The organism is Sphingobium fuliginis (assembly GCF_015074805.1).
In the GTDB taxonomy this organism is placed as follows: domain Bacteria; phylum Pseudomonadota; class Alphaproteobacteria; order Sphingomonadales; family Sphingomonadaceae; genus Sphingobium; species Sphingobium fuliginis.
The window spans coordinates 698,891-711,102 of sequence record NZ_CP060035.1; the positions used below are offsets into that span (position 1 = coordinate 698,891).

At 60.0% G+C, this 12,212-nt stretch carries 10 protein-coding genes and 2 pseudogenes; 2 read left to right on the forward strand and 10 right to left on the reverse strand.

Annotated elements, in window-relative coordinates:
- Positions 1-68: 68 nt before the first annotated feature.
- From H5V43_RS03285 to H5V43_RS23890, 6 genes are all read right to left on the reverse strand, one after another.
- A complete protein-coding gene (locus H5V43_RS03285) occupies positions 69-1,187 on the reverse strand; it encodes a hypothetical protein (protein WP_193666764.1) in 1,119 nt (372 codons plus the stop codon).
- A 700-nt stretch (positions 1,188-1,887) separates the two neighbouring features.
- Entirely contained in the window at positions 1,888-2,628 is a 741-nt protein-coding gene (gene istB / locus H5V43_RS03290) for an IS21-like element helper ATPase IstB (RefSeq protein ID WP_025551666.1), read from the reverse strand.
- Positions 2,629-2,639: 11 nt separating this feature from the next.
- Positions 2,640-4,172: an IS21 family transposase gene (istA, locus tag H5V43_RS03295; protein ID WP_200887660.1), complete on the reverse strand. Its 1,533-nt coding sequence runs from the start codon at positions 4,170-4,172 to the stop codon at positions 2,640-2,642.
- A gap of 383 nt (positions 4,173-4,555) precedes the next feature.
- Positions 4,556-4,930: a DUF5615 family PIN-like protein gene (locus H5V43_RS03300; protein ID WP_025551662.1), complete on the reverse strand. Its 375-nt coding sequence runs from the start codon at positions 4,928-4,930 to the stop codon at positions 4,556-4,558.
- Positions 4,927-5,514 carry a DUF433 domain-containing protein gene (locus H5V43_RS03305; RefSeq protein WP_025551660.1) on the reverse strand — a complete coding sequence of 196 codons (588 nt, stop codon included), beginning with the start codon at positions 5,512-5,514 and terminating at the stop codon, positions 4,927-4,929. Before H5V43_RS03305 ends, H5V43_RS03300 begins: the two co-directional genes overlap by 4 nt.
- Positions 5,515-5,889: 375 nt before the next feature.
- Entirely contained in the window at positions 5,890-6,006 is a 117-nt protein-coding gene (locus H5V43_RS23890) for a DUF6615 family protein (RefSeq protein ID WP_373278265.1), read from the reverse strand.
- 1,227 nt (positions 6,007-7,233) lie between these two features.
- Here H5V43_RS23890 and H5V43_RS03310 point away from each other — a divergent pair.
- Positions 7,234-7,439, forward strand: a pseudogene (locus tag H5V43_RS03310) (arsenical-resistance protein); the annotation flags it as partial.
- A 4-nt stretch (positions 7,440-7,443) separates the two neighbouring features.
- A pseudogene (locus tag H5V43_RS03315) lies at positions 7,444-7,706 on the forward strand (hypothetical protein); the annotation flags it as partial.
- Here H5V43_RS03315 and H5V43_RS03320 read toward each other — a convergent pair.
- The 4 genes from H5V43_RS03320 to H5V43_RS03335 form a co-directional block, all read right to left on the reverse strand.
- On the reverse strand, positions 7,656-9,107 hold the full coding sequence (locus H5V43_RS03320) for an NAD-dependent succinate-semialdehyde dehydrogenase (RefSeq protein ID WP_025551658.1): 1,452 nt from the start codon (positions 9,105-9,107) through the stop codon (positions 7,656-7,658). The pseudogene H5V43_RS03315 and the gene H5V43_RS03320 sit on opposite strands and share 51 nt — an antisense overlap.
- 47 nt (positions 9,108-9,154) lie before the next feature.
- Complete coding sequence (locus H5V43_RS03325) at positions 9,155-10,210, reverse strand: alcohol dehydrogenase (protein WP_193666765.1); 1,056 nt, start codon at positions 10,208-10,210, stop codon at positions 9,155-9,157.
- Between the two features lie 145 nt (positions 10,211-10,355).
- Entirely contained in the window at positions 10,356-11,255 is a 900-nt protein-coding gene (locus H5V43_RS03330) for a transporter (protein ID WP_193666766.1), read from the reverse strand.
- A gap of 115 nt (positions 11,256-11,370) precedes the next feature.
- Positions 11,371-12,126: an SDR family NAD(P)-dependent oxidoreductase gene (locus tag H5V43_RS03335; RefSeq protein ID WP_033963016.1), complete on the reverse strand. Its 756-nt coding sequence runs from the start codon at positions 12,124-12,126 to the stop codon at positions 11,371-11,373.
- Positions 12,127-12,212: the final 86 nt, after the last annotated feature.

The window sequence follows — 12,212 nt, forward strand, 5'->3', positions numbered from 1 at the left end:
AGTGGATTTGTCGTGTGCGACAAATACCTTACAGCACATATTGAAACTCGCCGGCGGCTGCTTCAACGTCATCCATGTGTAAATGAAACATGTTTCGAGACCGCTTGGCAGGCAAGGCGCGCGGCTTGAGCATTAGATCGAGTTTTGTTTCGACCTAACAATTCATCATTGACCCGCTTCATTAACTGTAAAGCACTAATAGGAGAGCGTATTTCATCACATGTTATCATATGGAAAAGTTGCGATATGAAATGGCGGGCATCCTCGGATATCTGTCGACCGCGCAGTTTAATGATCCCCTCCATCATATCCCCGTTAAGAGGGTGCGCTCCCAATCCAAACAAAAGAGATATACAATCATTGCATAGATGAAGAATATCTTGATCAATAATGGAAGTTTTGCCTTTATGTTCTAAACTACTATTTACATATTGGGCAAGCTCGTAAGGATTATTGATGATCCTTGTTTCTTTTCTGAAAGATAATAGGCATAGTTCAGCGCACCAGGCTGGCTTTGTTGTGACATTTGACCTGATTTTATCTTGTTTTTTGACTTTGATTTCATTCGATGATCTTTGGTTTAGCAAGATCTCTAGGATTGCGGCTGCCTCAGCTTCGCGAATGTCAATTTCCAGAATGTCTGCGCAATCGAAATCGGTCACGTGACGGCACCAGGCTCGCTCTTCTGGTGACATGAAGTGCTTCTGTCGAAACGAAGGGTTTGACCAAGGATTATCGACGTCAAAATCTTCCCCTGGCTGAAAAAGTGAGTCGCCATGTTCGGCGGCCGGCCGTGTACGGAAGTGGGCTTGTCGCGCGCCTAGCGTCAGCAGAATCCGATTTTCCTCAACCCGCCAGAATTGCAAGTCGTTTAGAAGGCTTATGCTCGCTATCCAGAAGCTGGCATCCAGCACGAATGAGCGGTGTGAATCATTGCTGCCGCCAGCATTCATGGGCTTGGAAAGGCTCGTAGATAACTGGGATGTTGACCAATTTGATTGGTCTCCACGCAAAATATGTCTGGCGCGAGCGATCAGCCTACCTTCCTGCAAAAGGAGTGCAATGTGCGATTTGGCCTCAGTGCCAGTTATGTTGGCGAAGCGTCTGAGCGTTTGCACCAGCGGCGACCATCGATCGTTGGTAAGACGAGTGGGCGATAAAAAATGTGCGAGTTCAGCATCTATCATTTGGGAGGCATAGCGTCACTCTGACAGCAATGCCAACGTACAGCCATTGCCGCGGAGGAGTGCCGCAGCAACTCGCAGTCGTTCGCGCTCGATCATACCGATATATTTGACCGTTATTTCACGGTTTTGACGCGCAGAGCTGCAAGTGATTGTTTTTGTTGGTGATCCTCCTTGCGGACGTCTCGAACTTTTTCAGAGTTCCCTCCATAAATTCGCGAAAGATAGTCGAGCGATATCGCGCCGCATTTTCTGATGCAGCGTAGCTTGCTCGACATATGCTCAAGATATGGCCTTGGGTGCTTTCGTGGCACCGAACGTGAAGGGTTCATCACTCGACGGAGCGAGCGTGTAGCACCTTCATGCCCAGGTTCAATTGCACCTGCCTGTCCTGCGATATGTATCTGCTCAACCGACACCGCGCTTGATGGCTTCACCCCGAAACGGATGATTGCCGAGACCCGAAATCGATCTGGGACGAGGATGATGAGTCGCTTCCGGCCGCGCAAGGGGTAGGGCACTGACGTGCCGCTTTCGGCAGTCTGATGCCGATTTGCGGGGTTGGTACATCTCTTTTCTGCGGATTCCGATGATGCCGCCCGTCTATTCCGAGATGATCCCGCCCACTGTTCCGGGATGATCTCGCCCACCTGAAGGGGCGTTTGGTCGACGGTGGATTGTTGGCATTTTTCTGGCGGGCAGGTCAACCGGCGAGGGTAGGTTTTCCGCGGCGCAACGAGTCTCCGGTGAGCTCGATGCGGTGAGCGTTATGAAGGAGCCGATCGAGGATGGCGTCGGCGTAGGTGGCATCGCCGATGGCGCGGTGCCAGGAAGCTATATCGAGCTGGCTGGTGACGATGGTGGATTTACGCCCATAGCGATCCTCGAGGATCTCGAGCAGATCATGGCGGGCCTGGGCATCAAGCGGTTGCAGGCCCCAGTCATCGAGGATCAGAAGCTCGACCTGACCCAGGCTCTTGAGCTTGCGGGCGATGCGACCATCGCCGCGCGATAGCGCCAGATCCTCAAGCAGTCGCGGGAACCGGGTATAGAGGACCGAGCGATTATCGCGGCAGGCCTTGTGGCCGATCGCGCAAGCGAGCCAGCTTTTGCCGATCCCGGTCGGGCCGCATAGCGCCAGATTGTCGTGCGCGTCGATCCAGTCGCCTTTCAGCAGCATTTCGACAAGACGGCGGTCGAGCCCGCGCGCGCTGCGATAATCGACGTCCTCGGGCGCGGCATTATGCCGCAACCTGGCGTGGCGCAGGCGGGCGCCAAGCCGCTTGTCATGGCGATGGATAATCTCGCGGTCGAGCAGCAGGCCAAGCCATTCGGCGTGGGCGAGCTGCGGCGTATCGCCGTGTTTGTCGAGCTCTCCGAACGCTTTCGCCATGCCGTACAGGCCCAGCGTGTGGAGTTGGTCAAGAGTAGGATGGGTCAGCACAGCAGATCTCCTCAGTGGTAATAGCCTGAACCGCGGATGTTGGGATGATCGACGCCCGCCTCGCCCGGCGCGCGGGGCGCGTGCAGCGGCTGGCCGTCGAGCTTCTTTTCGAGGATGGATTTCACCGACCCGTAATTGCGCACGCCGATCTCGAGCGCGCGCAGCGCTGCTGCATCGAGGCGAGCGGCACCATAAGGCCGGGCAAGCCGCAGGATGCCCAGGCACGACCGGTAGCCCTGCTCAGGATGCGGACGATCCCGCAGGATCATTTCGCACAGCAGCTTCACCGAAGGGCCAAGCCCCGCCGCTTCCGCGACGATCCGCTCGATCGTCCAGTCGGCATAGCGCCGGTGGCTCGACGGCATATGATCGTTGATGGTGGTGTGGCGGCCGTTGCCGGAGCCCCGCATATGCGCCGCGATCCGCTCGCCGGCAGCGAAGATCTCGACGGTCCGCGCCGTCAGCCGCACCTCGACCGCGGCACGGGCGTGGCGATAGGGCACCGAGTAGAAGTGCTTCTCGATTTCGACATGATAATCGAGCCCGACCCGGGCGCGGCGCCACTGCGCCAGGACATAGGGCGTCGCCGGCAGCGGCCTCAGTCTTGGCGCGTCGATCTCCTCGAACAGCTGACGGCGCGTCCGCCCGAACCGGCGCAGCACCCGGTCATCGTTGAGACGCACGAGCAGGTCCGCGATCGCTGCGTTGAGGTCGCCCATGCCGTACCACACCCGGTTGCGAAGGCGCCCCAGCAGCCAGCGCTCGACGATGCCGACACAGGCCTCGACCTTCGCCTTGTCGCGCGGCCGATACGGCCGCGCCGGCAGCACGGCGGTGTCGTAATGCGCGGCAAGTTCGGCATAGCTGCGATTAACCCGCGGGTCGTACAAGCACGCCTTGATCACCGCGACCTTCGCATTGTCCGGCACGAGCAACCGCGCCGCGCCGCCAAAAAAGGCGAAGGCGCGCACGTGCGCGTCACTCCAGTCCTGCAGCGTCTCGGTCCAACTGGCGCACGCAAAGGACAGGCTCGACGCCCCCATCACCGCCACGAAGATGTGCGCATCGCGGATTTCGCCGGTCAGACGGTCCACCACCACCGGGACCTTGTCGCCGGCATAATCAACGAACAGCCGGTCACCACCGACATGGGTCTGCCGCATCGTCACCGGCAGCCGGGCCTCCCAGCCGCGGTACAGATCGCAGAACCGGCTGTAACGATAGCCGTCCGGATGGGCCTCGATATACTCGTCCCACAGCACCTGCAGCGTCACGTGCTTGCGTTTGAGCTCGCGGTTCAACGCCGCCCAATCGGGCTCCTCGCGTCGACGATGACCCTGCTTGGTACCCGCCGCGCCGTAGAGACGGCTTTCCAGAACCGCGTCGTTCAGCGCCGCCGGCAGCGGCCACTCGAGGCCCGATGCTTCATACCGCCGTAGCGTCTCGCGTACCGTCGATGGCGCCACGCTAAGCCGACGGGCCACCTCACGGACCGGAACCTGCGCGTCCCGGATCAGCCTCAATATCTCGCGCACGTGACGCATTGCGATTCTCTCCGTCGGCATCGGACCTCCCCAAAAAGGGGCGATCCTCGACGACCGGAACGCAGCCTTCAAACACCGCCAGGGTGGGCGGCATCATCCCGGAATGATGGGCGACATCATCTCGGAACGGTGGGCGGCATCAAATCGGAATGGCGGGCGACATCATCTCGGAATGCTGGGCGCGATCACCTCGGAATCCGCACTCTTTTCCAGTCACGCTCCTGAAGCGATACCCTGCGCGAACGCTATATTCTATGGCGGGTATGTCTCCCCTCACGATGCGGTTCGCACGTTCAATATAATTACGTCCGCGCAAATGGGGGAGGCTTTGACATGCTGCTCCCAGTTGGTGGCGACCGGCGCACAGGTTTTGCGGTCCAGCTTCACGGAAGCGGATAGAGTCGCATTGCACCGTCCGTATCGACCTCAACTACATGGTTCACGATGATGTCCGAGGGTGATCCGAGGGTTTCGAGATAGGCGATAGCGGCGAGCAGCAGCGCCAGTGATGCATCGCGGGTGACGTTGGGCAGGATGATCAGGCCAGGATGGATATCTTCCCGAGCCACCAGCTTGCGGAAATCGACTGCATTCTCGGTGACGATCGCCCGGTCCTCGGCGAGGCAGCGCGCGAGCACCTCATCGTCGCGCTCGCCCAACCGCCCATAGTCGCGCGGATGCAGGGCATCATGTACGCCGGACTGGTTGAGGTGTCGGGCGAGCGCGGGCGAGAGGCACTCGTCTATGAAGAGCTTCAAGCAGCTTTCTTCCAGGGCCGCCCACCCGGACGTCCGACGAGAGGGTGGGTGCGCGCATAGAGCAGCGCTGTGGCGACCGCTTCCCTGCTAAGGCTCGGATAGTCGTCGATGATCGCATCGATGCTCTCGCCGCCATCCAGCCTGCCGCGGATGGCGTAGACACTGAGACGTGTTCCCTTGATGACCGGCGTGCCGCCAAGGATGTCCGGGTTTTCTTCGATATGGACATCGCGCGCCCGCGCATAGCTTGCCGCCCGCTCCGCAAGGTCACGATCGACCAGCCGGGGAACGTCCACCGATACCGCGGTTGCGATCTCCAGCGCTTCGCTTGTCATGAGGGCAGGGGAGCGGGAGGCGAGCGCTCGCGCCAGGTTCCTTTTCTCGATCCGCCCAAGGGTCATGGGTAGCTGCTTCACGATTGCGGCATAGGGTACGGCGTGAAGCGGCAGCATTCGCCGCAGCTTGCCCCGCGACATCACGTTGCGGATGCCGGTCAGGACGTTCTCCTCGACGGCTTTGTCGATGGCACGCACGGACACGTCGGCCAGTTCGGCTACCTCGCGGGTCGTAAAAGCATCTGCCATAAATATCTCCCTAGTTCGGGGGATATATTCTATCCGCGATTGAATTTCAAGGCTGCGCGCGGCTGCACCGTCCACAAGCTACGCTGTGGGACGGGGCTTTGTTCGAAACGAGTCCCACAGATTCAATATCGTAGGCGAAAATGTTACGGACATGAATCGAAACTGGCGCCTATAGGCCTCGGCTCCCGAGGGTAGTGAAGCAGGAGCGATAGCGTTGGCGAGACCGAGGAATGCCGGAAATCGATATAAGCAGACCAAGACGAAGACTGATGGACGTTCCGGAGTCAGAAAAGCGGTTCTTTACGCACGGGTATCAACACCGGACCAGGAGCGGGAGGGCTATTCCATCCCTGCGCAGATCAAGCTCGTCGAGGATTATGCAGCGCTCAACGGCATCATCGTTTCCTCGCGGAAATTGCGCGTGAGATGCCGGTCACGCTCGAGTTGTTCGGCGAGGAGGCGTGGGAAGCGGCCAGCAAATTCACACAGCATGATTTTTCTCGCCGCGGACGCCAGCCTGTCCAATCATGGTCTGGTGCAAATCGCCTCTTAAGAAAATGGCACCGCAGTTTATGACCGCTTGACCTTCAACGCCCACCAATATCCCCCATTGTTCAATGCGCCGGCCCCCCGCCGGATTTTCATTGGTCTAGACCTGAGGCGCAGAGAGCGCATCCTCTTTCCCAGGCATTGGAGGTGGATGATTCGGAATTACTCACTCCTCCATCCGCTGCGATCGGCGTGGTGGGCTTTCGCCTCTCCGCGCGCGGAGCCGCTCTTGCGTGAGTTGTAACGTGCTCCGCCGTAACGCGCCCGCTTGTGTAGATGGAAAGTTGAACGCGCTCCTTCTGCGTTAAGGGGGCCGTATCAGGGCCATTTTGAGCGGTTTTACGCACAAAGCGGCATTCAAATGCCGGTTTCGGCACGGCAATGCCCTGGTCATTGTGAACGGAAAATGGATGAGGCAGACCGAGACATCGGATCGACTCGAGCGTCTGCGAAGGCGTCACCGGCGAGCCAGAAGAAAGGATAAGTGTGATGCTAGTCCGGCCTACAGCCTATGGTGAGATCGCAAAGACAATGCTCTCTTTTCATACGAAAATGAGCGCCGTCGCGAAAACGGGCAGGGCGTGCTCGGAACCATTTACCGTTACCGGTCGGTCTCGCGTTGCAGAAGGACCGCACGGGAATCGAACAATGGCTGAAAGAAAATCGTTGTTTTTCAATGTGTTGAAATTTGAAATAATCGCCGACGCTTCAAAAATTACCGTGTCGAACTGTAAGTTATTGAAAATACGCAAAAAAAGACGATCGCGCGTGAGTTGGTGACCCTCCTTCAGGACGTCTCGAACTTTTTCAGAGTTCCCTCCATAAATTCGCGAAAGATAGTCGAGCGGTATCGCGCCGCATTTGCTGATGCAGCGTAGCTTTACTCGACATATGCTCAAGATATGGCTTTGGCTGCTTTCGTGGCACCGAACGCGAAGGGTTCATCACTCGGCGGAGCGAGCGTGTAGCACCTCCATACCCAAGTTCAATTGCACCTGCCTGTCCTGCGATATGTATCTGCTCAACCGACACCGCGCTTGATGGCTTCACCCCGCAACGGATGATTGTCGAGCCTCGAAATCGATCTGGGACGAAGATGGTGAGTCGCTTCCGGCCGCGCAAGGGGTAGGGCACTGACGTGCCGCTTTCGGCAGTCTGATGCCGATTTGCGTGGCATGGTGCGTTGCCGCCCCCCCGCCGCATTGATCGGCGCGTCCAACTTCTTCGAGCTGGCGGTCGCTGCCGCGATCAGTCTGTTCGGTCTCAACTCCGGCGCAGCGCTTGCTACCGTCGTCGGCGTGCTGGTCGAAGTTCCGGTCATGCTGTCCCTGGTCAGAATCGTGAAGGCGACACGCCCTTGGTATGAGCGTCGGGTAGCCTACGCCAACCTCGTGCTCATGGCTCAATGCCGTCGAGGTTTTCTTCGCCGGGCTGACCAACCACCGGCTCAAACGGGGCGTCTTCCATTCCTCGTCGACCTTCAGGTCGCCATCAACCGCTTCCTGGATGAGCACAACGAAAGCCCCAAACCCTTCGTCTGGACCGCCGATCCTGATAAAATAATCGCCGCCGTCAGACGCGGGCACCAAGTGTTAGATTCCAATCACTGCGGCCTGCGTCACGAGCTTCGAAATCAGGTATGAGTTGATGGCTTCCGAGCCGCCCTCAGACCCGTAACCGGAGTCCTTGACCCCGCCAAGCGGGAGTTCCGGCAATCCCAGAAGGGTATGGTTGATTGCCAGCATGCCAACTTCAAGCTCGGTCTGAAACCTTTGCGAATTGCGGATCGACGAGGTGAACGCATAGGCTGCAAGGCCATAGGGAAGGCGGTTCGCTTCAGCGATCGCCTCGTCGATCGTATCGAAGGGCGACAGCGTCGCGACCGGCCCGAAGGGTTCCTCGTTCTGGATGCGCGATGAAAGACTGACATCGGTGAGAACGGTCGGGGCTTGAAAGAACCCGGCCCGCGGTGCCGCATCGCCCTCGACCAGCACCTGCGCCCCCTCGCTCACTGCCTCCTGGATAAGGCCGGCGACGGCCTTGACCCGGCGCTCGCTGACCAGCGGGCCCATTGCCGTGGCCGGTTCGAGCCCCGATCCGGTCCGCACCTTCTTCACATGCTCCGCCAGCGCCGCGGCGAAGCGGTCGTAGATGCCCCGCTGGACCAGCACGCGTGTGGGCGAGATGCAGACCTGGCCCGCATTGCGGACCTTTAAACCCGCAATGGCCGCGACCGCCGCCTCAACATTCGCGTCCTCGCAGACAATGACCGGATTGTGGCCGCCCAGTTCCATCGTGATGCGCTTCATGTGTTTGCCGGCCAAGGCCGCAAGCTGCTTGCCCACAGGCACCGACCCGGTGAAGGACACCTTGCGGATCACCGGATGTGGAATGAGATAGTTCGCGATGTCAGCCGGTTCGCCGTAAACGATGTTGAGAACGCCCGGCGGGAGCCCGGCGTCCAGCAGCGCCTGTGCAAGTGCCGCCGGCGAGGCCGGCGTGTCTTCGGGCGGCTTGGCGACGACGGTGCATCCGACCGACAGCGCCGGACCGAGCTTGCGCACCAGTTGCGACATCGGGAAATTCCATGGCGTGAAGGCCACGACCGGACCCACCGGCTGCTTGAGCACCATCTGGGTCACGTTCGGCGAGCGCGCCGGAATCACCTGCCCATAGGCGCGCTGGCCTTCGCCGGCGAACCAGTCGAGCAGATCGGCGGACGACATCACCTCGGCGCGCGCCTCGGCAAGGGGCTTGCCCATTTCCATCGTCATGCACGGCGCGAGGGTATCGGCGCGCTCGCGCAGCAGCACGGCCGCCTGGCGCAGGATGCTGCCGCGCGCATAGGCGCCGGCATCCCGCCAAGCCGCGAAGGCGCTGCCCGCGGCCTGCACCGCCTCCTCCAGATCGGCAGGTTCGGCCATGGCATAATGGCCAATCACCTCTGCGGTTGCCGGATCATAAACGGCTGTTCGCCGCCCCAGCGCGCCATCGCGCCACCGTCCGTCGATCAGGAGTTGAGTATCAGGATAGGTCGTTTCCATGTTGATCCCCCGGGCGCCCGCCTTCGTGGTGCCTTCAGTCAAGTCACTTACACACCGGCCAGAATTGCCCTGCCGACGATCTTGCCACCGGCGAGGCTGTTCAGCACGTCCTCAGCATCGTCCAGCTTGTAGCAGGTGGTGGGAATCGGCTTGATCGCGCCATTGCGGGCAAGCTGCATCAGTTCCGCGAACTCTCCTGGGGAGCCCGTATAGCTGCCGCGGATCGTGAGCGCGCGCACGGCGATCAGGGGAAGCGCCCAGGGGGCAGCCCCGCCGAACAGCCCGACGATGACATAGGTTCCGCCCTTGCCCAGAGCGTCGAAGCCAAGCTCGGCCGTCGCCTCGGCGCCGACGAAGTCGATCGCCGCAAGGGGCGCCTCGCCGGCGGCGGCATGAATCTGCGCCACGGCATCCGCGGCGCGCGGATCGACCGCCGCACAGGCCCCCGCAGCAAGGGCCGACGCCCGCTTGACAGGGTCGATATCGACGAAGACGGGCGCCTTGGCCCCCAGCGCCTGCAACAGTTGCGCGCACATCAGCCCAAGGCCGCCAGCGCCGATCACCAGAAGCGCATGGTCTTTCAGCGTGCTTTCCACCTTCTTGAGCGCGCCATAGGCCGTAAGCCCCGAACAGGCCAGCGGTGCGGCGTTTTCGGGTGGGATATCTCCGATCTCATGAAGATATTTCGGATGCGGCACCCGGATCTGCGTGGCATAACCGCCATCGACATGCATGCCGAGAAACTGCGGTTTCATGCACAGCTGCTCCTGGCCCGAGGCACAGACAGCGCAGGTGCCACAGCCGATCCAGGGATAGACCACATATTTCTTTCCCCTGTCGAGCGTGCCGACATCCGGGCCAGCGGCGACCACTTCCCCGACCGTTTCATGCCCCATCACCAGCGGCAACGCGATCCCGCGCTGGGCGAATTCCAGCTTGCGGCCGTGACCAAGATCATACCCCCCCTCGCGAATATGCAGGTCGGTGTGACAGACGCCGGCGGCGGTCACGGACAAGATGACCTCCGTTCCGCGAGGGGTCATGTCCGGCCTGTCGTCTGGACGCAGGGGTTGACCGAATTCATGAACACATTGGCAATGCATGATGTTTTCCTCCGTTACAGCTCACCAATGATGTAGCTTTTGAATTTGCAGTTGCTGGAATGGGGTGGAAAGCATCACTCGTTTCCGGACGATCGACGCTTTCCGCCTTACCCAAGAATATTTCGATCCACCGCTCCCGCGCCGTTCAGAAGAATTTCGCGAGCCGGAGGGTCAGGGTTGTGTCGCGCTTGAACGTATTCTGTGCGTCCACATCGTGTCCAACTTCCATCAGGAACTGCGTTGTCGGGTTGAGCATCTGGGACCAGGCCGCTCGAACTGTGGTGGATTCAACGTCCGCCCCCTTGATGCTTCCTACCGTTTCGGCACCTCCCCAGCTTGCCGTGGCCCCAGCCGAGAACATCGTCTTATCGCTTGCATTGTAGTTGACCCAGCCGAGCGCAGTATAGCTTGCATCCTTCTCGACTTCCACGCCACCGAGGCCATGTCTGTTGTGACCGTAGATTGTTACGTCTCCCCCAAGATCGACCGACCATTTGGGGGTGATATTGAACAGGAAGCCTGGCTGAACGGCGACAGACCATCGATTAGACCCCAAGCTAGGCTCGCTGGCAGAATAGTTGCCGGTCGGTAGGGTGAGATAGGTGGCAATGCCCAGGTAGCGTCCGTTTTTGGGGTCGTTCAGCGGCCAGATCGTACCGACAAGCGTAAGATCCCCGGAGGAGAAATGCTTGGTGTCGATGTCGGTTCCGGCAATCCTCATATTGTTCAGACCTCCGAAGGATTGCAGCACGTTCACGTCGGCACGCATTCCCGCGAGGTCGAAATATTTGACATAGCGAAGAAGGATCACGTTTGTGTCGAGATTGGAGTCCGCCACGTCGTGCCCATTCCCGTCAACCAAAGTGTCTGAGGTGCTGCCAAGGTAATATACCAATGCAAGGTTCGTTCCCGCCGGTAAGGGCACGAAGTCGCGCGGCTGCAAATCCGACGCATATACGGCGGTCTCCGACATCAGGCACTGAACAGCAAACCCGGCCGCGACAAACAATGAATACCGAACCCTTTTTCTTGGCGCCAACATCATCACTTCTCCTATTGTTGACTGCGCTCTGCGACTGTCCCGATTGTTGACTGCCGACAGGCAAGCTGTCGGCAGATCTCAGGTTCAGGGCTGCGCATTCGCAGCGGATCCGGAACGGTCAGTTCGCGGTGTACCCGCCGTCGACCACCAACTCGGCACCATGGACGAACGAGGCTTCATCCGAGGCCAGGAACAGCACCGCGTTCGAAACTTCCTCGGGCTGGCAGGGCCGATTCAGCAGCGTCGGGCCAAGGAGCGCCTCCCGCGCTTCCGGATCGGCATGCAGAAGATCCTTGGTCATCGGCGTGTCGATGACGCCCGGGTGGATCGAATTGACCCGGATGCCCGTATCCGCCAGATCGACGGCGCAGGATTTGGTCATCAGCCGCACCGCGCCCTTGGAGCTGATGTAGGCCCCCGCCATCGCGGCGCCAGCGATGCCGTAGATGGACGATATGTTGATGATCGAGGCCTTGCCCGATTCCTTCATCAGCGGCACGGCGGCGCGGATGCCCAGATAGACGCCCTTCACGTTGACGTTCATCACCCGGTCAAATTCCTCGGGCGAGGTCTCGTGCAGCGCCTTCAGGATCAGGATGCCGGCGTTGTTCACCAGAATGTCCAGCCGTCCGGCCTTGGCGCGCACGGCGTCGATGAGCTTTGACCAATCATCCTCGCTGGTCACGTCATGCTTGATGAAATCGGCCTTGCCCCCGGCAGCCACGATGCCCTTGGCCACCGCTTCGCCCGCCGCTGCTTCGCGGTCGGTGACAAAGACATGCGCACCCTCGCGCGCCAGAAGTTCGGAGTGGGACTTGCCCATCCCCATCGCAGCGCCCGTCACGAGGGCGACTTTTCCCGATACACGTCCCACAGATTCTCTCCTTTGTTGCTCTCTTCTTGCTCTCTTCCGCAGAACCGGGCCTGGAACCATCGCCCCGGGCCTGCCGCCGATCCGCA

Excerpts from the sequence above, each read along its gene's own strand:
- istA (WP_200887660.1), bottom strand. The coding sequence starts at position 4,172 with ATGCGTCACGTGCGCGAGATATTGAGGCTGATCCGGGACGCGCAGGTT.
- H5V43_RS03320 (WP_025551658.1), bottom strand. The coding sequence starts at position 9,107 with ATGGAAACGACCTATCCTGATACTCAACTCCTGATCGACGGACGGTGG.
- H5V43_RS03330 (WP_193666766.1), bottom strand. The coding sequence starts at position 11,255 with ATGATGTTGGCGCCAAGAAAAAGGGTTCGGTATTCATTGTTTGTCGCG.
- H5V43_RS03285 (WP_193666764.1), bottom strand. The coding sequence starts at position 1,187 with ATGATAGATGCTGAACTCGCACATTTTTTATCGCCCACTCGTCTTACC.
- H5V43_RS03325 (WP_193666765.1), bottom strand. The coding sequence starts at position 10,210 with ATGCATTGCCAATGTGTTCATGAATTCGGTCAACCCCTGCGTCCAGAC.
- H5V43_RS03305 (WP_025551660.1), bottom strand. The coding sequence starts at position 5,514 with ATGGCAGATGCTTTTACGACCCGCGAGGTAGCCGAACTGGCCGACGTG.
- H5V43_RS23890 (WP_373278265.1), bottom strand. The coding sequence starts at position 6,006 with ATGCTGTGTGAATTTGCTGGCCGCTTCCCACGCCTCCTCGCCGAACAA.